Below are 20,597 nucleotides of genomic sequence, written 5' to 3'. Positions count from 1 at the left end.
CCCGAGAGCGCGGCGCGGCGGGCTGCTCATGAGGGCCTGCGCGCGGGCTCGATAGCCAAGCGGGTGTCGAGTGCGGCCGCCCACCGCAGCAGCTTCCGCAGCTGCGGGTCGTGCTGGCCGTCCTCCCACACGGTCAGGCGTTCCGGCGAGACGCCCGCCGTCTTGGCGGTCGTGGTCCGGGACCAGCCGCGGCTGTCGCGCTCCAGGTAGAGGAGGTAGGCGAGCATGCGCATGTCGGTGACTGTGTGGCGCCCTTGGCGGGTGATGGCGGTGAGGTGATGATCCAGAGCTCCCGCCCACCAGATCAGCGGGTTGAGCTTCGGCCAGGCGGTGCCAGATTCGGCCTCGGAGACGGTTCGCCTGTTGATGCCCGCGGTGTCTTCGATCTTCTCCTGCGTCCAGCCCCGGCTGTCCCGGGCGTGGTACAGGGGCAGGATGAGCCGGTGCGGGTCGAGGAGGCGGTCATCCACGGCGGCCTCCCAGCCAGGTGAGGCGGATCTTGCGGCGGCGGGCGTGTACCTGGCCGCAGCGGCAGCTGTATGTGGCCGCGGTCGGGCCGATGTCCTCGATCGCTTCGGCCACGCTGTGGTACCCGGTCAGCTCCGGCGTCCGGCAGGTGAGCGTCGCGCGGTACTCCTCGCCGGGCCACAGCCGGTTGTGCAGCTCGGCCAGCGCCGCGTCGATGGCCTCCGGTCGGTCCGACCACGGCTCCGGGTGGCCCGCTGGCGTACACACCGTGTCGTCGGCATCCAGCCGGTCGGCGAGTGGCCGGTTGCACGGGTGGCGGCGGCGGGCTTCCGCGTTGCCGGTCAGGCTCTCGGGCAGCCGCCAGATGACCGCGGTCAGCGTGATGATCGAGCCGATGATCACGACGATGCCGGCCAGCGTTTGCAGGTCCACGGTGATCACGTGCGGCCCCCGGGGTCGAGAGGGATCACCCGCGGGCGCCGGGGCTCGTTGCGGGCGAAGGCGCGGCCGAAGAACTCACACGATTCGGCCAGCGCGGTGATGGCGTGAGTGGCCTGCTCAGGGGTGCGGTGGCGGCCGGGGCGGCGCTGGCGGGTCAGCCGCCGCCAGAGCTCGCGGAGGCGGTTCACGACCCCGCCTCAGGCGTTTGCGGGTTGACGAGCTGGCGGGCCTTCGATGCGCGGGGCAGTCCGAGGATCTCGTCGGCGTTGGCCGTGGCCGGAGGGAGGTTGATCGCTCCGGTCTGCGGGCCGGTCCACTCGGGAGCGTCGGAGATCTTCTTCTGGTAGTGCGCGACCGTCTCAGCTGCCAGGCTGCGGGCGTCGGCCACCTCGGCGCGGTCGGCCTGCAGGTCGGCGATGCTCTGGTCGAGGTCGCGGATCTGCTGGTCGAGCCTGGCCAGCTGGTGCCGGGCGTCGGTGAGCAGGGTGCGCTTTGCCTGCGGGCCGACCCGCTCGGCGGGCGTGGCGGGCTGGTACGGCGGGTGGCTGGTCATGTGTCGCTCCGGGGGGCGGTGTCGGCGGTGATGGGCTCGCGGGCGATGCCGCGCTCGTAGGCCAGGTGCAGCTGGTCGGCCATGACCTTCGCGACGTGGGCGAAGCGGTCGGCCTCGGCCGGGTCGCTGAATTCGATGTCCACGCCCATCACGCGTAGGGCGCTGGTGGGCGGCCGGTCGGTGTGGAGCTTGACGCCGAGGAACTCGGCGTGGCCCTCGAGGTTGAGGCGGCCGGCGACGTCGAACACCGGGTATCCGACGGCGTTGGCGGACGTAGGGTGGTTCATGGGGGTCGTTCCTTCCGGCTGAGCTGGCTGTGCTGTTCGGGAGGGTGGTGGGTTCCCGCCGAACCCCGAGCGGCGGGAACCCACCGGGCTTTACAGGACGAGCCGGCCGCCGTCCGAGAGCTGGACGGTCACCGGGCACCGGCACTCGCCGATGCACTCGACGCCGCACGTGTGGCACTTCACGCAGTAGGGGGAGCCGCCGCAGTCGCAGCAGTGCTCGGGGATCCGGTAGCCGGAGCCGTCGCACGAGTAGCAGCCGTCGCCGTCGCAGCCGCACTCCTCCTCGTCTTCGCGGCAGACGTCGCAGGGCACGCACGCCGTACAGGAGTCGTCCGGGCCGCACTCGCAGGCCGGCTGTTGCTCGTGCTCGCCTTCCTCGGCGATGGCGTCCTGGCTGGGGACGCGGTCGTTGGGCTCGTCGCTCATGATCAGTCCCGGGAAGCGAGCTTCTGCAGGGCGGCGGTGCCGTGGCTTGTGGTCTGGGCGAGGTTGAAGGCGGCCACATAGTCGGGGAACGCCTTGGCCAGGTGCTCGCGGTTGGGCGCGTCGGCCTGGGCGATGGCCGCCATGAGCGCGGTCTTGAACCCGGAGGTCGGCACTCCGCTGTCGCAGCCGAAGTGGTGGAGTACGTGCGCGGCGACCTCCGGCCGGATCTCCGGCTCGGTGGCCCGCTCCTTGGGGGTGCCGTACAGGGCGCGGCCGATGCGGTAGTGCTGGGAGTGCTCGGCGACGTAGGCGGCCACCGGCTGGCCGGACGCGGGCTGGTCGGTCCGGGTCAGCTGCTGGTCGAGCTCGCCGAGCGTGCGGCCGAGCTGGCTGAGTTTGTCGTCGGCGTAGTGCCAGTTGCCGGACTCGATGGCGCCGATCAGGCGGGAGAAGAAGTCGATCGCGGAGACGGTCCCCTCTGCGATCCGGGTCTCACGGCTGGTGGGCATCAGGCTCTCCTTGGTTTAGGGGCGGTGGCCGCCGGGCGTGTGGGTGTAGGGCAGGACGGTCGGCGGCCAGCGGGTCACCGTGTGCGGGTCCACCCCGAAGCGGGCGGCGACCTCGACTCTGGTGAGCAGCCGCGGCATGGTGGGCTGGTCAGCCATCGGCCTTCTCCACCCGGACGTCGATGTAGATGCGGACGTGGCCGGCGCGTTCGGCGCTCTGGTCGCGGGAGACCTTGAGGACCTTGAAGCCGGGTAGCGAGTCGTCGGCCATGGCGAGCAGGCTTTTGACGGCCTCGACGGCGTGGGCTGGGCCGATGACGCGGATCTGGGTGGTGTGCTGGCTCGGCCTCGGCGGGGCGGGAACCGGGCTGTGGCGGCCTCGGCTGGTCACAGGCGGGTCCTCTCGGGAATGGTGCGGGCGGCAAGGCCCGGGTGTCCGGCCCACAGGCCGACGGCGGCGATGTGCGGGCACAGGTCGCTGTGACGGCACGGGCATGACCAGCGGTCCTCGGGCGGGCGGGTGGCGTCGTAGACGATCTGGTAGCGGCCGTTGTGGCCGTGGACCGTCGCCACGACCAGGACCGGGGCGGGGGCGCCGGGCGGGGTGGCGACGGTGTGCGCGCGGACCTGGCCCGCGCGCACGTACGCCAGCGCGGCGGAGCGCAGGTCACCCATCGCCGGCCGCCGCGGGCTCGTCGACGGGCTCGGCCGGGCCGGGCGTGGGGTCGAGGGCGGGCAGGACGGAGCCGATCAGCTCCCACAGCTCGCCCGACTCCCACGCCTGCCGCACCACCTGGTGGGCGTCGTTGGCCAGGGTGACCGCGACCGTCGGGTCACCCGTCTTCACGGTGATGCCGGGGATCGGCTCGCCGTCGGAGGTGACGGCGTCGCCGGTCTTCTTGGCGGCGTCCAGTACGGCTGACAGGTAGGCGGGCCGTACCCGGGTGGTGGTGATCGTCTCCCACTCCTCCGGCCGGTTGAGGGTCACCCAGTTCTCGAACGCTTTCGGATCGGTGACGGAAGCGGTCTTGGTGCCGTTCTTCAGCTGGACGTGGCCGACCGCCTGCCGGTTGATGGCGCCGCCGAGCCGGTCGCCGGGCAGCCACTCGGCGGCTACCTGCTCGCGGTCGCCGGCGTCGGCCGCCGCGAGCAGGTCTTTCAGGACGCGGACGACGGCCAGGCGCAGCGCCTGCTCCTTCGGGCTCACGCGGCCTCACCGGCCCCGAGCTCGGCGCCGAGCGCCTTGATCCGGCGGGCGATGAAGTCGGCCTCGGCCTGGTTGATCTGCCCGGCCTTCAGCGCGGCGCCGGTCGCCTTCCAGCAGGTGGTCAGCTCATCGACGGTTGAGGCGTCTTCGGCCAGGCTGAGGATCTCGCGGGCGACCTCTGACAATTCGTCCATGTCGGGGGCTTCGGTGCCCGCCTGGGTTGGCGTGATCTGGCGTGCCTGGGACTTGCCCACGCCGCAGCGCAGCGCCTCGAAGATCAGCGCCTCCAGGGTGAAGTCGTTCATGGGCTGCGGCTTGTCGATGCCGGGCCGGATACCGGCGTGCACTGAGCGGGCGCCGATGACCATGGGCGCGTGCTCGCGGGACAGCCGCAGCCACAGAGAGGCGTCGAAGGCCAGGGTCTTGTGTCCCTCGACCTTGTACTCCTTCGACCCCTCGACCGGGCGGCCGGCGGCGTCCATGGCCGCCACCTCTTTGCCGCGGGCGGTCATGACGACGATGCCGCTGAACGTCATCAGCATCGTCATCAGCCGCCGGTGGCGGGCGGTGGCGTCGTTCCACAGGTTGAACGTGACCTGGACCTCGGCGTGCGGGTCGGCCTGGAGCCGCTTCTGGTTGCTGGTGGAGTTCTTGGCGCGGTTGGCGGCCCAGTTCTTCAGCAGTTCCCACTCGGCGGTCATGCTGTCGATGACTAGGACGACGGGCGGCTCGCCGGCCGTCTGGGCGCGGGCGGCTTCGTCGCGGACGTCGGAGACCTGGGACATGATCGACGCCCAGGTGCCGTCGTGCTCCAGCACCTCGTAGCGCGCCCCGGGGATGGCGCCGTACTCGTCGCCGGCGCCTTCGTCGAGGTCGAGCCAGTAGGTCTGGCCGACCTTGTCGCTGGCGCTGAGCTGGGCGGCGGCCCAGCTCTTGCCGCACTTTTCGGGGCCTTCGATGAGGATGAGGGGCCAGGGGGCGCGGCCGGTGGGCTTGCGTGATCGGATGGCCATCAGGCGCCTCCGCCGTCGTAGTCGCGCTGCTCGGCGCGGTAGTCGTCTTCGGTGGTGGGGTCGAGCGCGGGTCCGCCGCGGACCGGCACGCTGCGTTCGGCCTGGTCGGCGGCCTCTCGCATGGCGGCCGCGATCTCCTCGCGCGGCGTGGTCTTGTCCCAGGCGGCCAGGTCGGCGGCGTGGTCGCGGTCGGCGGCGTAGCACAGCTGGCGGGCGAGCGCGGCCCGGGCGTCCTGGGCGAGCGGCCGGGCGGCGTGGTGGGTGCTGGTGAGTACGGCGGCGGCCATCGTGATCGCGTCGAGGGCCTCCACACGCGGGTACTGCTCGACCGCATTGGCGGCGTCGCGCAGCACCTGGGCGGGGGTGGGGCCGGCGAGGGGGTGGGGCTGGTCGTGCATCATCGGGCCTCACCCGCCCGAATTAGGGCGGCCGGGATGACCCACTCGGTGATCTCGTGGAGGCTGCCGTCCGACGCCTTGTGGACGCCGGAAACCCTGCGCTCACAAAGCTCGTCAGCGGGCCCGGCCAGACAGATGCGCAGACCGGCGAGGCTGCCGCGGACCTCCAGCCAGGTCGTGTTGCTTTCCTCGATCTTCACGATCGGGTCATCCAGGACGGCCGTGAGAGCGGCCATCTTCGCCAGATCACCCTCGTGGAAAAAGATCTTCACGTGCCGGCCGAGACCGTCCCACGGCAGGGGGAGCTCGTGGGTGACGTAGGCGTCGGCGAGCTTGCGCAGGCCGGTGGCGAGCGCGATGCGGGCCAGGAGGTCAGCCATGGGGCACCGCCTCGCCGCTCTGGGCGGTCTCGATGGCGTCGGCGCAGGCGCGCATGTGGGCGGCGACCTCCTGGCGGCCGACGAGCACGGTGTAGGTGGTCAGCCACCTGTGCGGCTGCCGGGTCGCGCGCAGCCACGCCTCCAGGTGGTTGAGGGTCTCCAGGCGCAGCCAGTACTCGGCGGGCCTGCCGTGTCGCCGGGTGGTGATGATGCGGCTCTCGTGGCTGATGTCGAGGAGGCCGACGCGGTCGTAGGTGAGCTGGTCGAAGCGGTCGGCGGTGGCGCGAAGGACGGCGGCCACCTCGGTGCGGGTGTAGAGGGCGGGGGTGGATGAGGTCGTCATGCCGTCACCGCCTCGTCCTGCCCGGCGGGCTGCGGCGGCGTGGTGAGCTCGGCCACCTGGTCCTCGGGGACTGCGTCGATCCCGTCCCAGATCTCGACGTGGCGGCCGAGGAAGGTGCCGGCCACCGACAGGTGCGCGTGGTCCGGGGCGACCGTGTAGACGCGGTAGCTCCACTGGGGTTCTTCGAGAATGGCGGCCCACTGGGCGAGCCGGACTCGGGTCGCGTCCGGCGACCCGGCGGGCAGCTGCCCGTGGATCGTCCCGTCGCCTCGGATGTCCCACGTCAAGCAGTCGGGTGCGGGCAGGGTGAGCAGGTGGGCGAGGGCTGCGACGGCGAGCTGCTGCCGGTGTCGCTGGTCCGTGGCCGCGTCGGTGGTCGTCATCGGGTCTCACCCGCCGGGACCTGCGTTGCGGCCGAGAGGTTCTCGGCGTCCTGGCGGATGCGTTCGGCCCGCTCCAGCAGGTCGCGGCTCTCCTGGTAGCTGGCGTCCACGCGCTCGTCGCCCAAGCCGTGACGGGCCAGCTCGACTGCTTCCTGCGGGGGCACATCGTGCCGGGCGGTGAGCATGGCGGCGACGAGCATGCTGCGCTGGTGGTGGCCGCCCTTGTCGGTGCCGTGCTTGTCCGTGTAGGTGGCGAGGGTGGCCAGGATGCGGTCGATCGCGCCCGCGAGGGCGTCGCCCCGCTCGGCGCGGATGGCGATGGCGGCGTCGTTGAGCGCGGCCCTCGCGTGTTCGGCCTGCTGTAGGGCGGAGTCGCGCAGCAGCGCGGCGTGGTGGCGGTAGTCGGTGTCGCTGGCGTCGTGCAGCCTGGTCAGCTCGTCCCTGACTCCCTCGTCGCTGGCCAGGGCCTTGCGGAGGTCGTTGGCCAGCTGGTTGCCGGGGGTGCCGCCGATGACGTCGGCCAGCTCGCGGACCACCGATGCCACCATGCGGTGGCCGGCGATGATGGGCGCCGGGACGTAGCCGCCCTGCTTGCGCAGCTCGCTGCGGTACAGGTCGAGCTTGCGGCCGAGGTTGCGCAGCTGCGCGAGCCTCTGTTCGGGTGTGGATGGAAGGATGGTCGGCATGGCCGCACCTTTCGGGATGGGAGGTTGCGGTCGCGGGTCCCGGCTGCTGGCGTTGCTGGGGCCCGCACTTCGTTAGGAGGGGTCGCCTGCGGTGGCCTGGGCCGCCTTGCGCTTGGCGGCCTTTGCACGGCGGCTGGCGAGTGCGAGCCGTTTGAAGTGCGCCTTCTGCGCGTTCTCGGCGAGCTTGATCGCTTCGGCGTGCGGCAGCTGGCCGTCGGGGTTGACCTTCTTGAGCCAGTACTCGATCGAAGCGGGGCTCTTGGCGCGCATGGCGGCCGTGGCCGCGGTCCGGTCGCGCTCGCGGGCCCAGCGCTCGTTGGCGGCGATGCTCGCGAGGTTCGAGCGCTCCGACTGGGCGGTCAACTTTCCGCCTTGATCATCAGCTCGCCGACCTCGCACTTGAAAATGTCGGCCAGTCGGTGGAGGACCTCGACGCCAGGGCTGGAACGCCCGAGTTCGATAGCGGACACGTGCGGCTGGGTGATGTTGGCGAGCTCGGCGAGCTGAACCTGAGTGAGCTTGGCCTTCACGCGCTTCTCGCGGACGGCCAGGCCGTTGGCGTAGCGGGGGCGACCAGGGCTCCGCAGCTTGGGAGGACGGGGAATCGTCGTCATGAGAAGAACACTACAGACTTATACAGACTTCTACAACAGACCTCGCCTGCATTTTTCAGTAGTGATCTGTAGTGATGAATGAATGGCGGTGTAGGGGGTTGTCTGGCGAGCTGCATCAGTGCACTATGCTGCGGATATAGGTCTGTATAAGTCTGATGAGGGGACGGGCATGGCCCGCGAGCACACGCCGTCCACCAAGGAAGGCGCTCTGCTGCGAGTAGCACGTCAGCGCCTGCGGCCCAAACTCTCCATGGGTGACGCGGCCGAGCAAGCAGGCATCACTGCCGACTATTGGGGCCACATCGAGCGCGGGTACCAGTCGATGGGCAAGGACCAGCCTCCACGAGAGGTGATCGCGCCAGCCTCGACTCTGGCTCACATGGCGAGAGCTGCGAAGCTCACGCCCGAGGAACTTGCCGAAGCCGGAAGAACGGACGCCGCCGATTTCCTGAGAGATCTTCTACGCCAAGACTCGGCCGAAGTTGCCCTACCTCTGGTGCCGAACGAGGCGCGCCAGGCGGTCGCCGACCTCAAAGAATTGGCGCGCGTTGAAAGTCGCTCGCTGGCTCAGCTGCTCCTTGAGGCCGGCCTGGCGGACGAGGGCGATCTGGTCATTCCCGACGCGTTGCCGAAGGACAGGCACATCGCGGCGATCGAGGCTGAGGACATCCCCGACGAGGTCAAGCAGCGTCTGATCAAGAAGTATCTGGAGCGCCGGGCCGAGATCTTCGAGGCCGAACGCCTCCGCGCCGAGCGGCGACGCCGGGATCGGGAAAGGCGCCAGCCGGGCGAGTGAACACCCGGCCGGCACCGTGTCGTCAGTTGCGCCCGTTGTGCATCTGGAACGGTCCAGTGTCCGACCGCACATCAATCGGGCTGTCGGAGACGTGCACGCCCGGGCTGTCGTAGAACCCGCGCGCCTCGGCCTGGGCCGACGCGACGCCATGCAGGCCCACGTCGAGCACTCGATCGAGGGTGAGCGAGTACTTCTTGATCGTCGTGGCCTGCTCCCGGGTGACGGCCTCGACGCGATCGGCGTGGCACTGCAGGGCGATCACGATGACGATCGTGGCTGCCCCCGCCAGGAGGACCAGAAAGGTCCGGTGTGTGAGAACGCCTACGTACAGCTCGACGATGAGGGCCCCAATCGTGACGGCTGCGGCGCAGTTGAGGATGCGCCGAGGGTGGTGCTTCTGGGTCACTGCTCCTGCCTTCCGGCCGGGACCCCCGAGATTCCCGATCACCGATCTCGATTCCCACAGCGAGACGCGATTGGATGAGACTACGCCTCGCCGCGCCCTCTGTGAACGGACCGTTCCTTACAGTTACCTGTCAATCCTCACGATCCCGGACGATGGCATCGCCGAGCGTGACAACGGTCGCGCCGAATTGTGGAATTCGCGCCGAATTGCGTAGTTAAAACTTAAAGAGAAAGGCTACGGCGGTATTGCCTTCAGGTAAGGGCTAAATCCGGTCACCAGGTGACAGGCGAGCATGCGCCTGCCACGCCCGCCGGTCCGCCGCCGCCCTGCCGTACCGGCCCACCATCTGGATGCTGGACCATCCCGCGATCCGCATCAAGTCCTGCGCGTTACCGCCCGCGGACAGCCAGTCGTCGGCGAAGCGGTGCCGGAAGCGGTGGGCGTGGAGGTTGTTCACCCCGGCCCGGGTGCCGCGGCGCTTGAGCATCTGCTGGATGCCGGAGTTCTGCAGGCGTCCGCGCTTGCCGAGCCACAGCCACTCGCTGTCGGCGTCCGGGTGAAGGGCACGGATGCGCAGGTAACGGTCAAGGTCGCGAGCCGCCTTTTTACCGAGCGGCACATAGATCACGTCGCCGCCCTTCTTCCGGATGCGCAAGAGCTTCTTGCCGAGGTTGACGTCGGACTCCTCGGGGTCGGAGCTGTAGCGCAGGCCGCCGAGGGAGTCCAGGCGTGCGCCGGTGTCCATGAAGATCCTAAGAATGGCCGTGTCGCGGCGCTCCTCGAACGAGGTGCCGGAACACTCATTGAGGACGTCGCGTAGTTCGTCGTCGGTGAGGACCGGCTCGGCCTCGTCGGGCACGGTGGGGCGGGCGACGGTCGTCATGGGATGCGGGCCGGCCAGCTCGCCGTCGGCGATCAGCCAGTTGAAGAACGCCTTCAGATTGCGATGGTGTTTGTCGGCATTGCCGGCGCTGCTCCGCCGAACGCCGCACGGGCAGGGCGCGCCTTCGCCGCCGGCCTCGTCGCCGGCCCGGCAGCCGGTCAGGGTGGCGAGCTGGAAGGCGCGGATCTCCGCGGCCCCGACGCCCGCGACCGTGTCGGGCAGCTCGTGCCGGCTCAGGTAGGTCGTGAGCAGGGTGACCGTGTGGCGGTAGCTGGTGATGGTGCCGGGGGAGCGGTTGGCCGACTCCAGCGCCAGCACCCACGAGTCGAGGAGTGCGGCGAGTCTGGGGGATCTGGCGGCCTTGGCCGGGCGCCGGGCCATCACGCCGACACCCCCTGAACGTTCCACTCCGGCTGATGCTCGGCGATCGCCTGCATCTCCAGGCGCTCCATGGTGGCGGCATCGGGACACTGCACCGTCGTAATTCGGTAGATGCCGATGCCCCGCTTGAGAACGTGCTCGCCGAGGCGGCGGAAGATGTTGGCCGAGCGGCCGATGTAGAGGATTCGCTGAAGGTGATCCCAGAGGTAGTAGACGTAGAACCCATGCGGATCCTCCAGCGGGCCGTTCTGCGGGCAGCCGGAGATTGCCACCAGGTCACGCTCCGCACGCTGGCACTGCCTGATCAGGCGCGCCTTCTCGTCGGCCCAGCGTTCACGTTCCGCCTCGTGTGCCGCCTGCTGCTCGGCGAGCCGGGAGTGAAGCGCGCGCAGCTGCTCTCGTGCGTCGGCCTCGAATGCGTCGGCCGCCGGCATGAGGGATTCGATGACGGCCTCGGGGTTGTCCAACTCCCCACGGGACGCGGCCTCGAGCACGGCGATCTTAAGGGTGGTACGGGCATAAAGCGGGGTAGAGTTTCGGCGTCGGTCCATGAGAGGGCGTCTCCAAGATCATTTTCGGAGTCGGAATCCGATGCTGTTGGCGCAGTGTGCGGATGCGTTACTCTCTCATGGGACCGGCGACATTGCTGGTCAACGTTGCATTTCTGGCGCCCTTAGCTCAGCTGGATAGAGCATCGGACTTCTAATCCGACGGTCGCAGGTTCGAATCCTGCAGGGCGCGCTTGTACTGACCAGGCACTTCCTTGATCGCGCAGAATGCCAAGATCGCGTATGTAGCAACGTGTGTAGCAACGCGTGCGTTTGATCTTGGACGAGGCGATTCATGAGGCCGCCTTCCTGCGCTTCGCGCGCTGTTGCGTGAGATCCACCAGCACGCTGTCCATGGTCTTGGCGGCCTTCCGCTTCACCTCGTCGAAGATGTGCACGTAAAGATCGCTGGTGGTCGACTGGCGGGCATGACGCAGCACACTCTGGATCGTCTTGATGTCGTTGCCCTTCGCGAACAAGAAGCTGGCACAGGCGTGCCGGAGGTCATGCACCCTCAGCCCGTCCTCGTCATCCCCCTGACGCAGGTCTGCGCGCTTGCACAGCGCGTACCAGGCCCGGTTGACGTTGCGAGGCTCCAGGGGGGTGCCGAGGCTGGTACAGAAGACGAGGTCGGGATCAATCCATACGTCGGCTCCCTCGCGGTCGGCCTCCTGCGTCTCATGCAGGTCCTTCAACGCTTGGAGAGCAGTCGAGGGGATGGCCACGGTCGCCTTGCTTGCGACGGTCTTCAGCCGCTTCTCGACCAGTTGGCCGCTCCGTCTGCCCGTTGCTTCGTTCTTCTCGCCGCGCAGCCGCTGAACTGACTTCTCCAGGCGTACGGAGCCCGCGTCGAGGTCGATGTGCGACCACCGCATTCCGAGTCCCTCGCCGCGGCGCAGGCCCAAGGCCAGAAGCACTAGCCAGTACACCCACAGCCGGTCATGCGCGGCCTCGACCAGGAAGCGTGCAGCCTCCTCCTTGGTGAGGGGCTTGAACTCCTTCTTGTCCACCGAGGGCGCGTCCACCAGAGTGAGCACGTTCTTCCCGATGATCTCGTCATCCACCGCGTCGGCGAGCGCCTTGCGCAGCACGGCGTGACAGTAGGCGATAGTCCGGGCCGACAGCTTCTCGGGCTCGGGGAGCTTCTTCTCGCCCGGCCGGAGCTTGCGGCGCCGGTTGCCGCTGGGCTTGTCGGCCAACTCCAGTAACCAGGTCCGGATGTGTCTCGTGGAAAGATCGACCAGCTTGACCTTGCCCAGGTGCGGGACGATGTGCAGGTCGACCTTCTCGCGGTAGCTGTCGAGTGTGCTCGGTGCCAGTCGGCCGGCGGCGACGCGCTGTGGGAGGGTCACGCCCACCCAGGTCTTCAGCAGGTAGTGGGCGAGGGTGTCCGTACGCCCCGCAGTGACCGGCTGGCCCGCAGCGATCTCCTTCTCGGCCGTCTTCTTCTTGCTGACTGCTTCCGCGCGGGTCTTGCCGTAGATGGGTTTCCTTCGGCCGTTCGGTAGGTAGACGGTCGCTACCCATAGACCGTCAGAGGCGCGCTGGTAGGGGCGGCCTTCGCGGTTTCCTCGGGTCCGTGGCTTCCTCTCGGCCATGGCTACTCCGGTATGTCGTCGGGGGAGTCCTGGCGGACTGTGCGGCGGCGTCGCTTTCGCGGCGTCGCTTCGATTGCGACAAGGGTCTCGATCAGTTCCATGAGGTGAGTGGCTGCCTGCGATCGGACCCCCTGCGTGATCAGGTCCAACAGCGAGTCACCTGCCTCTTGCCGAGACGTGCTGTCACCGGCCGCGATCCAGTCGATGAGATATGACAACTTCTGGCGCTCGTCAGCGAGACGTTTGTCCCAGTAGACGGTCAACGCCTTCTTCTGCAGGTCAGTCAGCGGCGCATCACGAATCCGTCGCACACTTTCCGTCATTGGCAGCCCAGCAGGCTCTACACCCCCCAAGAGGTCCGCCGGCACGTGGCCTGCCAGGACAAGCAGGGGAGCCACCGGCATCTGGAAGAGGCGGGCCATCTCGATCAGGTGCTTGATCTGCGGCTGGTTGCCCTTGCGCCACCGCGTGACAGTGGATTGCTGCACTTCAAGGGCGGCAGCGAGCTGGGCGTCCGTGCGGTAGCCGAGGCCCCTCGCGGTCGTGCTGAGCCAGTCGGCGAACTCGGTCAAGAGCATCTCCAGAGTGGGGTTAGGAGCGTCCAGAACGCGCCAAGGGTGCGCACATCGCGGACAGCTCATGCATGAGAAGGTAGCTTTCATCATGCATGGCCGCAAGTCTTCTACAGACCTATACAGACTCTAGGGACTCCCATGGATCTCCTGGACTGCCTGGGGTGTGCGAAGAAGTGCACATCGGAGATCACTGCTTAGGAATGGCGGGCTGTCATGAAACCCCAGGCCGACACGATTCCTTCTGTTCCCTACTGTTCCCTACCAGTTCAGAGGAGCCTTCGCACCGTCCGGGTGCCTAAAACTGCCCAGGACTGCCTTGCTACCAGGCGATCTCTGACTATCTCTGATCTTCATGCATCTTCAGTCATCTGCTTGCGTTGTCCTGCGTTACATTGCTTCGCTCTCGATCAGCCTCGTCTCCTGCAACGAGTGGCAACGAGTAGCAACGAGTAGCAACGTGCCCAGAAGGATTCGAACACGCCGTTCTGTGTCGCGCTATGCGGATGCGCATAAGTCCTTGGGCTCCCGTCCTGCGCCTTGCGCAAGCTGCAAGGGTCGAGGCGAGTTGTGAACCACCATCGGACCCGTTAGCTTATGTAGTGGACCAAGGAGGGGTCTGGGGGAATCCCGGAGACTCTTGGTGTCCGCAAAGCACAAAGCCCCCCAGCGGGGTGCAGGTAACAGGAGGTGCAACTCCTGCTACCGCACGATCCCACTGAGGGGGCCGACAACTTAACCCAGCATGACCCCGCTTGAACTTCCAGGAACAAGGAGAACCACCATGGGCCAAGTCGGCCTTGATTCTACGTGTGCACAGACGCACGTCGGAACCCCCTTGTCGGATGCTGCCCCGAAGCGCCCTCTGCGCAAGTCGTCCACGAACCACCCGATCGAGATCGACCTCAGCGCGTACGCGCACCTCCCGCGGCTCATGACTCCTCGCCGTGTTGAGCAGGAGTCGTCCCTGTCCAAGGGCACGATCCGCAGGGCAATTCAGTCCGGGCGTCTCAAGAGCGTCAAGCCCACGCCGCGCTCCCGCCGTATTCCGGTGGAGTGCTTCGCTGCGTGGATCGAGTGGATGAAGGCTGAGGCGTCGCACGACGACGCCCTCGCTGTTGGCTAGCCACGGTCCCCTTCTTCCCCCGACGTACAACCAGAACTAAGAACCCGGGGGACCGTGGTGACGCCAATTTCCGGCGCCGCCAACGGCGCTACGACCATTTCCTACTACCAGCTCGCGGCGACACCCGCGACGATCAGCATCACGCCGGAAACCTCGGCGTATGAGGCGCTGCTCGCCTACGCAGCGTGTGGCTGGAAGCCGTTCCTCCTCAGTTCCGGCAAGGTTCCGACCAAGAACTGCGACTACTGCGACAAGCACCACCTCACCAACGACCAGCGCGAGGCGTGCACACACGTCACGTGCCATGGCTTCTACGCAGCCACCAGCGACCCCGAGAGGCTGCGGGAGATGGCCGGGCTGATCCCGCGTGGGCTTGTCGCCATCCGGACAGGGGCACCGTCCGGGCTCGTCGTCCTCGACATCGACAGCATGGCCGGGCACGGCGTCGACGGTTACGCCGCTGCCGAGCGCGGACGGAAAGCGGGCTACCTCCCGGACACCGTCGTGCAGCGCACCCCGTCTGGCGGCATGCACCTCCTGTACGCCCACCCCGGCGGACGGATCAAGGGTGGCTCCAACCGGCTGGGCCGCGGACTCGATGTCAAGGCGGACGGGGGCTACTTCGTCACCGCGCCGTCCGTCAGCAGCAAGACCGGCCAGGCGTACAGGTGGGACCGGGACACGATCCGCCTCCCCCTGACGCCGCTTCACCATCGGCTCGCGGACTACCTGCGCGAGAAGCCTCTTCCAGAGAAGGCCCGCCGGGCTCCTGACCTTCCTCAGCTTCGCGACCGGTATGTCTCGGCCGCCGTAGCTGGTGAGGTCCAGGCGATCATGGATGCCCCCAAGGGCGGCAAGGGTCGGCCGGGCAGATGCGACCAGCTCAACAAGAGCGCGTTCATCCTCGGGACCCTCGTGGGCGCGGGCGCCCTCGACCAGGCCGCCGCCGAGCGCGCCCTCACTGACGCCGCGTACGGCGTCGGCCTCGACGTTGATCCCAACTGCGGGCCTTCCCAGATCACGAGAACCATCAGGTCCGGCCTGACCGCCGGCATGCGCCACCCGCGCCGCCTGCAGGGGGTCCGCTAGTGCGAAGCAACACGGTCCAGGAACAGCACAGGGGGCAACTCCGGATCGCAGAACGGTTCACCAGCCAGCACGCTGACGCCCTCCGCTACGTCCACGGGCTTGGCTGGTACCGCTGGGATAACACCCGGTGGGCCGAGGACAAGGACGGCGGGGCGCACCGCTGCGCCATCAAGACCGTGAAGGATGCCCGCAACCAGGCCGCGCGGCTCAACAAGGACGCCAAGAAGGCGCTCCTAGAGGATGCAGGGAGATGCGAGTCCGCTTCCGGGCTGGAGGGCGTCCTCCGCATCGCTGCGAACATCAAGCCCCTCGCGATCGCATCGGACCAGCTCGACGCCAACGCCTTCCTGTTCAACACACCCTTCGGCACGCTCGACCTGCGAACCGGGTCCAGTGGGCCAAACGACCGGAATGATCTGATCACCAAGGTCGCGGGCGGGAATCTCCACTCAGACGAGAACGCCGAGTGGGACTCCTTTCTCCTGAAGATCCTGCCGGACGAAGACGTTCGCGCCTTCGTTCAGAGGCTTGTCGGCTACTCCATGCTGGGCAAGGTCACCGAGCACGTCATGCCCATCTGGACGGGGACAGGTGCCAACGGCAAGGGCACCCTCAGGGATGCCCTGATGGCCGCCTTCGGCGACTACGCCATTGAAGTGGACCCGGCCATCTTGATGGAGTCCAAGCACGAACGGCATGGCGCGTTCAAGATGCGCCTTCGGGGTGCCCGCCTCGTCTTCTGCTCAGAGACGGAGAAGGGACGCCGGTTCGCTGAAGCGACCATGAAGCGGCTCGTCGGTGGCGACCCCATCGAGGCCAACCTCATGCACAAGAACCCGATCACGTTCGATCCGTCCCACACCCTGATCATGCTGACGAACTTCCTCCCGATCGTCAGCGGCGACGACCCGGCCGTGTGGCGGCGAATCCTGGTGGTCCCCTTCGACGTCGTCATCCCCGAGGACGAGCGAGACAGCGACCTGCCCGACAGGCTCAAAGCCGCTGCTCCCGCTGTACTCGCGTGGGCCTATCAAGGGTGGCGGGACTACCAGGACAAGGGCCTCGATCCACCCGAAGCAGTACGAGTCCGCACCCAGAAGTACCAAGCCACCAGCGACGTCATGGCGCGGTTCCTATCCGAACGTACGCACTCCACGAACGCGGGCCGCGAGAAGGCCCGTGAACTCTACGCCGCTTGGTCGAGCTGGTGTCTCGCCAGCGGCGAAGTCCCCAGCAGCGAGGTCATGTTCGCCGAGTCCATGGCCAAGCGCGGTTTCGAGAAGGTCCGGACCAGCGGCGGGTTCATCTACCGCGGGCTCGTTCTCACTGTCGAGCGTCAAGGCGACGACGAGGAAGAGGGCCGCTGACCTGCAGGAGTGTAGGGCTGTGAAGGGTTTCCCGGAATCTCTCATGCGTGTGCGCGCGTAGCGAGTTACGGAAAACCATGCACATCCCTACACACCCGGTCTGACCTGCGCCGACACATGGCTAGCCATACACCGGCCATCCGACACGGAAAGTAGGGAATCCGATGTCAGCCAACTTCCAACCTCCGCTCCACCTCGAAGACCCCTCAGCCGTCGCCGTCCCCGCCTCCACCCGGAACGGCCCCGTGATCGTGTGGCTGTGCCCCGAGGGCGCCGAACGTCTCGGCAAGCGGCGGCTCCACCTCGGGAGCCACGGCTACGCCGCACTGAGAGTGGAGCAGCAGGACACGCCCCTCCACCGCTGGCTGATGAACGCCCGCCGCGGTGACGGACGCCTCGTCGACCACGTCAACGGCGACCCGCTCGACAACCGGCTCAGCAACCTCCGCTGGGCCACCCACCAGTCCAACGCCGGGAACCGCCGAGCCCTCTCCTCCACCGGTATGCGCGGTGTCGTCCGCGCCGGCAACAAGTGGGTGGCCCAGGCCAAGCTCAACGGCCGCTCGCTCTACCTCGGCACCTTCGCCGACAAGGAGAAGGCCGCTGAGGTCGCCCACGAGTGGCGCATCGCCAATCTGCCCGGCTACTCGGGCACTCCCCGTACCCGCTTCACTAACGCCGCGACCGCGGCTTAACGAAAGGCAAGACCGCCATGCAAACCGCAGTGATCATCCTCATCTACGTGGTGATGGCCGCCGCCATCTTGATCGGAGTCCTGATCTCCGACCGGAGGGGACTCAAGGAGTCCCTTAAGCAGGCGCGCGCCGACCGGAACGAGGCGTGGGAGCGCAACCGGAAGCTCCACGAGGAGCGGCTGGCCGACCTGCAGCGCAACACCGTTCGAGTCAACGAAATGACCGAACGCCTCCGCAACCTGAACAGCTCCTACACCGGCCCCAAGGAGGACTGACCTTGTCCGCAAACCAAATCCCGGCGCCCGGAGTGAAGCCGGAGGACCCCTTTCCCGGCCGACCGCGCCCCCACTGCTGCCCACGCTGCAGCTACATGGGCGGCGAGGGCCATACCCTCCGCGAACTGCAGAAGCTCCGGGTGAACGAGAGGGATTACAAGGAGGAGACCCCTGTCGTTCTCACGGTCCGGCACTGCTCGTACTGGTCGGCCTCCACGCAGTCGTACTGCGGTACCACCCACAAGGTGCGCCTCCACCAGGGCATCGGTCCGCGCTGCCCCAGCCACGACCCCGCCCTGACGACGGCCATCTACCGGGCCGTCACCGAGCAGGCCACGAAGTAGGAGGCCGTGCCCGATTACGGCGGGCACGGCCCCGATCACCCTCTCACGAGACAGGAAGATCACCATGAACCAGCTCGGCCCGTTCACCATCCACCCGGCGCTCGCAGCCTTCCCTCTTATGGAAGGAGCAGACTTCGAGGCGCTCGTCGCCGACATCAAGCGGCAAGGTCTGCGCCAGCCCATCACGCTCAACTACGACGGGACCGTCCTCATCGACGGCCGCAACCGCTTCCTGGCCTGCGAAGCCGCGACCTGTGACCCAGTGTTCGAGAGGCTGCCTGCCCGCTACACCGACGACATGTTCAAGGACTTCATCACCTCGGCGAATCTCAGGCGCCGCCAGCACGAGCACGCCCACGAGATGGCGCTGACAGAAGGTGTCCTCACCATCCACCTCTCTGGGCTCACTGCCGTCCACATCGACACACACCACGGCCTGATCGCCGTGGACAACACCAGCGGCACCGCCACCGCGGCCACCGAGTGGACGGTTCACGACCTACGGAACGGCATCTACGGAGACTTCCACCTGCTGCGCCCGTCCTACGCCTGCACGGATCTCGACTGCGCGCCGGAGCACGTTCCCACCAGCTAACAACTACGGCCGGGCCCGCTCACATCGGGCCCGGCCAGTCAGGAGCATCGTATGACCAACAACCAGCTCGCCGCTCTGGCCGAGCACTACGCCAAGACCCTCATGACCACCTGGTCAGCGGAAAGCCGCGTCGACTACGCCTTCGGGTTCGAGGACACCTCTCCCGAGATGACCGCCGCCGACATCCTCGAAGAACACACCGCCCTCATGGACGAAGCGCTCAACCTCCGCGACCAGACGATCGCCATGGCCGGGTGCGTAGACGTCATCCGCGACGACGGCGCCCATGTCATGATCCCTACGAGCAAGCTCAGCGCGAGTGATATCGACACCGCGATGGTGTGTCTCGCCGCCCAGTTCCGCGCCCTCCGAGCTGAAGCCCACAAGGTCATCCATACGTTCGCCGGGCTCAACCGGATCAAGGAGCACGCCGTAAAGGAGGCCGCGCAATGACCATCACACCCATCAGGACCACAATCCTCAACGTGGGCAAGGAAGCCCACGACTACATCACCGAGTTCAACGTCGGCCTCCAAACCGCCCTCGGCTGGGTGAAGACCCATCCCACACAGCAGGAGGCACAGCGACTCGCCGACATCCACATGGAGATCCGGGCCGGAGAAGACGGCGACTGGTCCACGTACTGGCTCGACGCCAGCCTCTATCCGACGTTCCTCGCCTACCTCGAACAGGCCGGGCAAGGCGTCGAAGTCCTCCATGGGCCCACCTACACCGCCCAGCGCAAAGCCGAACTCGGCAACGCCTGGAAAAGCGACATCCCGTGGGAACGCACTTGGTATTTCCACTCCGAATCCGCGTTCTGGCAAGGCGTCATGCAGGGCGTCTACATCGCCGTCAACCTTTGAGGCAGCCATGGAGCCCACACCCATTCGGCGCATCCACCGCGGACCCTTCGTCGACTTCAGCGTCATCGACCGCTCGTACACCAGCGAGTTCCACGCCGGGTACGGCGCTGCCCTCACCTGGTTCGTGGTCGGCGCACCCGTTGTCGAAGCCGAAGAGCTGGCCGACATCGCCCGTAGCAACCTGAAAGGCGGACCCAACTATGAGGTGGGCGCCGCCGTCTATCTCGACGCCGCCAAGTTCCCCGGCTTCCTCATGACGATGAACAGCCGCGACGGAGCACACGAGCGCAAGTTCGGCCCCCGCTACGCGGTCAAGGACGGCAAGACCCTCAGCGGCGCCTTCCACCAGGACTACGGCGGCGACATCTCCGAATGGTGGTTCCCCGACCGTGCATTCCTCATGAACCCGACCATGCCCTTCGACGAAGGCATGCTGACCGCCGTCGCCCAGGTCATGGGCCGATAGCCTTCCGCAGCCCTGCACGGCTCCCAAGTCGTGCAGGGCTGGCTTCGACTTCAGGGGGACCGATGACCGTAACCTGTCAGCTCTGCGGCGCCGAGGTCGCCGACCTGGCCAACGTCTGCACGCGCTGCACCCACGCGCTACGCCGAGATCTCGAAGACGTCCCCGGCCTCGACCACGAACTCGACATCGCCCTCTCGAAGCAAACGAGCCTCGGCGGAGGCGGACCCACCCGAATCGAGATGCCCGCCAACTTCGACGCCGAGGCACGAGGCCGCGCGCTCAAGGCGCTCCTCGCCTCCTGGTGCACGCTCATCGCCGACCAGCGCGGCCTCCCCCAACCGCTCGACGGCCTCGCACCCCTCAGTCGATGGCTACTCGAACACCTTGAGTGGCTCCGCCACCACCCCGCCGGCCCCGACGCCGTCACCGAGATCCGCGACGCCGTACGCGCCGTACGCCACGTCATCGACCGGCCCGTCCCCAGGATCTACGCCGGACAGTGCACCGTCTGCGGGACCGCGCTGTACGCCAAGCAGGGAGCCGAGTTCGCCTACTGCCAGACCTGCGTAGACGCCGAAGGAGAACACCTTCACCACGACGTAGAAGCCAGCAAGCAGGCCATGCTCGCCACCCTCCAGGTGTCGATGATGGCCCCACCCGAGGCAGCGTTCACCTTGTCCATCCTCATCCGACCGATCAAGCCCGACCTCATCCGCACGTGGGCCGCACGCGGCAAACTCACCCCCGCAGGCGTAGACGACAAGGGCCGCAACCTCTACCGGCTGACCGACATCGCCACCCTCATGCGCCATAAAGTTGCGCACGCAACCACCAGGTGACATGCTGTGAATCGATAGCGTGGTCACGGTTGTCCAGAAGCCCCAG

General features: G+C 67.5%; 36 protein-coding genes and 1 tRNA gene. 13 read left to right on the top strand and 24 right to left on the bottom strand.

Annotated features, from left to right (window positions below; genetic code table 11):
- Positions 1-26: 26 nt before the first annotated feature.
- The 19 genes from FVE25_RS33140 to FVE25_RS33050 all read right to left on the bottom strand — a co-directional run bounded on the left by FVE25_RS33140 (position 27) and on the right by FVE25_RS33050 (position 7,705).
- Positions 27-470: a helix-turn-helix domain-containing protein gene (locus FVE25_RS33140; protein ID WP_157251083.1), complete on the bottom strand. Its 444-nt coding sequence runs from the start codon at positions 468-470 to the stop codon at positions 27-29.
- A complete protein-coding gene (locus FVE25_RS33135; protein WP_157251082.1) occupies positions 463-909 on the bottom strand; it encodes a hypothetical protein in 447 nt (148 codons plus the stop codon). The genes FVE25_RS33140 and FVE25_RS33135 overlap by 8 nt, the downstream gene beginning before the upstream one ends.
- Positions 906-1,097 (bottom strand): hypothetical protein, encoded by a 192-nt coding sequence (locus FVE25_RS33130; protein ID WP_157251081.1) that lies wholly within the window; start codon positions 1,095-1,097, stop codon positions 906-908. The genes FVE25_RS33135 and FVE25_RS33130 overlap by 4 nt, the downstream gene beginning before the upstream one ends.
- Positions 1,094-1,462 carry a hypothetical protein gene (locus FVE25_RS33125; RefSeq protein ID WP_157251080.1) on the bottom strand — a complete coding sequence of 123 codons (369 nt, stop codon included), beginning with the start codon at positions 1,460-1,462 and terminating at the stop codon, positions 1,094-1,096. The genes FVE25_RS33130 and FVE25_RS33125 overlap by 4 nt, the downstream gene beginning before the upstream one ends.
- Positions 1,459-1,749, bottom strand: coding sequence for a hypothetical protein (locus FVE25_RS33120; protein ID WP_157251079.1), 291 nt, complete (start codon positions 1,747-1,749; stop codon positions 1,459-1,461). Before FVE25_RS33120 ends, FVE25_RS33125 begins: the two co-directional genes overlap by 4 nt.
- A gap of 90 nt (positions 1,750-1,839) precedes the next feature.
- Positions 1,840-2,175: a hypothetical protein gene (locus FVE25_RS33115; protein ID WP_157251078.1), complete on the bottom strand. Its 336-nt coding sequence runs from the start codon at positions 2,173-2,175 to the stop codon at positions 1,840-1,842.
- A gap of 2 nt (positions 2,176-2,177) precedes the next feature.
- Entirely contained in the window at positions 2,178-2,684 is a 507-nt protein-coding gene (locus FVE25_RS33110) for a hypothetical protein (protein ID WP_157251077.1), read from the bottom strand.
- 15 nt (positions 2,685-2,699) lie between these two features.
- Positions 2,700-2,840 carry a MerR family DNA-binding transcriptional regulator gene (locus tag FVE25_RS33105; RefSeq protein ID WP_157251076.1) on the bottom strand — a complete coding sequence of 47 codons (141 nt, stop codon included), beginning with the start codon at positions 2,838-2,840 and terminating at the stop codon, positions 2,700-2,702.
- Positions 2,833-3,072: a hypothetical protein gene (locus FVE25_RS33100; RefSeq protein WP_157251075.1), complete on the bottom strand. Its 240-nt coding sequence runs from the start codon at positions 3,070-3,072 to the stop codon at positions 2,833-2,835. Before FVE25_RS33100 ends, FVE25_RS33105 begins: the two co-directional genes overlap by 8 nt.
- Complete coding sequence (locus FVE25_RS33095) at positions 3,069-3,356, bottom strand: hypothetical protein (protein ID WP_157251074.1); 288 nt, start codon at positions 3,354-3,356, stop codon at positions 3,069-3,071. Before FVE25_RS33095 ends, FVE25_RS33100 begins: the two co-directional genes overlap by 4 nt.
- A complete protein-coding gene (locus FVE25_RS33090) occupies positions 3,349-3,888 on the bottom strand; it encodes a hypothetical protein (protein ID WP_157251073.1) in 540 nt (179 codons plus the stop codon). Before FVE25_RS33090 ends, FVE25_RS33095 begins: the two co-directional genes overlap by 8 nt.
- Positions 3,885-4,901, bottom strand: coding sequence for an AAA family ATPase (locus FVE25_RS33085; RefSeq protein WP_157251072.1), 1,017 nt, complete (start codon positions 4,899-4,901; stop codon positions 3,885-3,887). The genes FVE25_RS33090 and FVE25_RS33085 overlap by 4 nt, the downstream gene beginning before the upstream one ends.
- Positions 4,901-5,302, bottom strand: a complete 402-nt coding sequence (locus tag FVE25_RS33080) for a hypothetical protein (protein WP_157251071.1) — start codon at positions 5,300-5,302, stop codon at positions 4,901-4,903. The genes FVE25_RS33085 and FVE25_RS33080 overlap by 1 nt, the downstream gene beginning before the upstream one ends.
- On the bottom strand, positions 5,299-5,679 hold the full coding sequence (locus FVE25_RS33075; RefSeq protein ID WP_157251070.1) for a hypothetical protein: 381 nt from the start codon (positions 5,677-5,679) through the stop codon (positions 5,299-5,301). Before FVE25_RS33075 ends, FVE25_RS33080 begins: the two co-directional genes overlap by 4 nt.
- On the bottom strand, positions 5,672-6,022 hold the full coding sequence (locus tag FVE25_RS33070) for a hypothetical protein (RefSeq protein ID WP_157251069.1): 351 nt from the start codon (positions 6,020-6,022) through the stop codon (positions 5,672-5,674). Before FVE25_RS33070 ends, FVE25_RS33075 begins: the two co-directional genes overlap by 8 nt.
- The gene (locus FVE25_RS33065; RefSeq protein WP_157251068.1) at positions 6,019-6,405 is read right to left on the bottom strand and encodes a hypothetical protein; all 387 of its coding nucleotides are present in this window, start codon (positions 6,403-6,405) and stop codon (positions 6,019-6,021) included. Before FVE25_RS33065 ends, FVE25_RS33070 begins: the two co-directional genes overlap by 4 nt.
- On the bottom strand, positions 6,402-7,091 hold the full coding sequence (locus FVE25_RS33060) for a hypothetical protein (RefSeq protein ID WP_157251067.1): 690 nt from the start codon (positions 7,089-7,091) through the stop codon (positions 6,402-6,404). The genes FVE25_RS33065 and FVE25_RS33060 overlap by 4 nt, the downstream gene beginning before the upstream one ends.
- A gap of 72 nt (positions 7,092-7,163) precedes the next feature.
- Positions 7,164-7,454 carry a hypothetical protein gene (locus FVE25_RS33055; protein ID WP_157251066.1) on the bottom strand — a complete coding sequence of 97 codons (291 nt, stop codon included), beginning with the start codon at positions 7,452-7,454 and terminating at the stop codon, positions 7,164-7,166.
- Positions 7,451-7,705 (bottom strand): helix-turn-helix domain-containing protein, encoded by a 255-nt coding sequence (locus FVE25_RS33050; RefSeq protein ID WP_157251065.1) that lies wholly within the window; start codon positions 7,703-7,705, stop codon positions 7,451-7,453. The genes FVE25_RS33055 and FVE25_RS33050 overlap by 4 nt, the downstream gene beginning before the upstream one ends.
- A gap of 169 nt (positions 7,706-7,874) precedes the next feature.
- Here FVE25_RS33050 and FVE25_RS33045 point away from each other — a divergent pair, with 169 nt between their 5' ends.
- Positions 7,875-8,501 carry a helix-turn-helix domain-containing protein gene (locus FVE25_RS33045; protein ID WP_157251064.1) on the top strand — a complete coding sequence of 209 codons (627 nt, stop codon included), beginning with the start codon at positions 7,875-7,877 and terminating at the stop codon, positions 8,499-8,501.
- A gap of 22 nt (positions 8,502-8,523) precedes the next feature.
- Here the strand turns inward: FVE25_RS33045 and FVE25_RS33040 are convergent, their stop codons facing one another.
- From FVE25_RS33040 to FVE25_RS33030, 3 genes are all read right to left on the bottom strand, one after another.
- Positions 8,524-8,907 (bottom strand): hypothetical protein, encoded by a 384-nt coding sequence (locus FVE25_RS33040; RefSeq protein ID WP_157251063.1) that lies wholly within the window; start codon positions 8,905-8,907, stop codon positions 8,524-8,526.
- A gap of 262 nt (positions 8,908-9,169) precedes the next feature.
- Positions 9,170-10,171 carry a tyrosine-type recombinase/integrase gene (locus FVE25_RS33035; protein WP_246267862.1) on the bottom strand — a complete coding sequence of 334 codons (1,002 nt, stop codon included), beginning with the start codon at positions 10,169-10,171 and terminating at the stop codon, positions 9,170-9,172.
- Positions 10,171-10,665, bottom strand: coding sequence for a GIY-YIG nuclease family protein (locus tag FVE25_RS33030; RefSeq protein WP_157251061.1), 495 nt, complete (start codon positions 10,663-10,665; stop codon positions 10,171-10,173). Before FVE25_RS33030 ends, FVE25_RS33035 begins: the two co-directional genes overlap by 1 nt.
- Before the next feature lie 173 nt (positions 10,666-10,838).
- Between FVE25_RS33030 and FVE25_RS33025 the strand changes: the two genes are divergently transcribed.
- Positions 10,839-10,912 (top strand) — tRNA-Arg (locus FVE25_RS33025).
- 100 nt (positions 10,913-11,012) lie between these two features.
- On the opposite strand, the gene FVE25_RS33020 is transcribed toward FVE25_RS33025, so the two are convergent.
- The gene (locus FVE25_RS33020; protein WP_157251060.1) at positions 11,013-12,317 is read right to left on the bottom strand and encodes a tyrosine-type recombinase/integrase; all 1,305 of its coding nucleotides are present in this window, start codon (positions 12,315-12,317) and stop codon (positions 11,013-11,015) included.
- 2 nt (positions 12,318-12,319) lie between these two features.
- Positions 12,320-12,889 (bottom strand): helix-turn-helix domain-containing protein, encoded by a 570-nt coding sequence (locus FVE25_RS33015; protein WP_157251059.1) that lies wholly within the window; start codon positions 12,887-12,889, stop codon positions 12,320-12,322.
- A 745-nt stretch (positions 12,890-13,634) separates the two neighbouring features.
- Between FVE25_RS33015 and FVE25_RS57115 the strand changes: the two genes are divergently transcribed.
- The 11 genes from FVE25_RS57115 (at position 13,635) to FVE25_RS32960 (ending at position 20,551) form a co-directional block, all read left to right on the top strand.
- Positions 13,635-14,015 (top strand): helix-turn-helix transcriptional regulator, encoded by a 381-nt coding sequence (locus FVE25_RS57115; RefSeq protein WP_425489517.1) that lies wholly within the window; start codon positions 13,635-13,637, stop codon positions 14,013-14,015.
- A gap of 57 nt (positions 14,016-14,072) precedes the next feature.
- Positions 14,073-15,104, top strand: coding sequence for a bifunctional DNA primase/polymerase (locus FVE25_RS33005; RefSeq protein WP_157251057.1), 1,032 nt, complete (start codon positions 14,073-14,075; stop codon positions 15,102-15,104).
- Positions 15,104-16,471 carry a DNA primase family protein gene (locus tag FVE25_RS33000; RefSeq protein ID WP_157251056.1) on the top strand — a complete coding sequence of 456 codons (1,368 nt, stop codon included), beginning with the start codon at positions 15,104-15,106 and terminating at the stop codon, positions 16,469-16,471. Before FVE25_RS33005 ends, FVE25_RS33000 begins: the two co-directional genes overlap by 1 nt.
- A 164-nt stretch (positions 16,472-16,635) precedes the next feature.
- Positions 16,636-17,166: an HNH endonuclease signature motif containing protein gene (locus FVE25_RS32995; RefSeq protein ID WP_157251055.1), complete on the top strand. Its 531-nt coding sequence runs from the start codon at positions 16,636-16,638 to the stop codon at positions 17,164-17,166.
- Positions 17,167-17,183: 17 nt separating this feature from the next.
- Complete coding sequence (locus FVE25_RS32990; RefSeq protein WP_157251054.1) at positions 17,184-17,441, top strand: hypothetical protein; 258 nt, start codon at positions 17,184-17,186, stop codon at positions 17,439-17,441.
- 140 nt (positions 17,442-17,581) lie between these two features.
- Positions 17,582-17,785, top strand: a complete 204-nt coding sequence (locus FVE25_RS32985) for a hypothetical protein (protein ID WP_157251053.1) — start codon at positions 17,582-17,584, stop codon at positions 17,783-17,785.
- A 64-nt stretch (positions 17,786-17,849) separates the two neighbouring features.
- The gene (locus FVE25_RS32980) at positions 17,850-18,380 is read left to right on the top strand and encodes a ParB N-terminal domain-containing protein (RefSeq protein ID WP_157251052.1); all 531 of its coding nucleotides are present in this window, start codon (positions 17,850-17,852) and stop codon (positions 18,378-18,380) included.
- Positions 18,381-18,431: 51 nt separating this feature from the next.
- Entirely contained in the window at positions 18,432-18,833 is a 402-nt protein-coding gene (locus tag FVE25_RS32975; RefSeq protein ID WP_157251051.1) for a hypothetical protein, read from the top strand.
- The gene (locus FVE25_RS32970) at positions 18,830-19,246 is read left to right on the top strand and encodes a hypothetical protein (RefSeq protein ID WP_157251050.1); all 417 of its coding nucleotides are present in this window, start codon (positions 18,830-18,832) and stop codon (positions 19,244-19,246) included. Before FVE25_RS32975 ends, FVE25_RS32970 begins: the two co-directional genes overlap by 4 nt.
- Before the next feature lie 7 nt (positions 19,247-19,253).
- The gene (locus FVE25_RS32965; protein ID WP_157251049.1) at positions 19,254-19,712 is read left to right on the top strand and encodes a hypothetical protein; all 459 of its coding nucleotides are present in this window, start codon (positions 19,254-19,256) and stop codon (positions 19,710-19,712) included.
- Positions 19,713-19,774: 62 nt separating this feature from the next.
- Positions 19,775-20,551: a hypothetical protein gene (locus tag FVE25_RS32960; RefSeq protein WP_157251048.1), complete on the top strand. Its 777-nt coding sequence runs from the start codon at positions 19,775-19,777 to the stop codon at positions 20,549-20,551.
- Positions 20,552-20,597 lie beyond the last annotated feature (46 nt).

The organism is Nonomuraea typhae, assembly GCF_009760925.1.
GTDB classification, from domain to species: domain Bacteria; phylum Actinomycetota; class Actinomycetes; order Streptosporangiales; family Streptosporangiaceae; genus Nonomuraea; species Nonomuraea typhae.
Note: the sequence above shows the minus strand (reverse complement) of the source record. Positions and strands in the feature narration are given on the sequence as shown.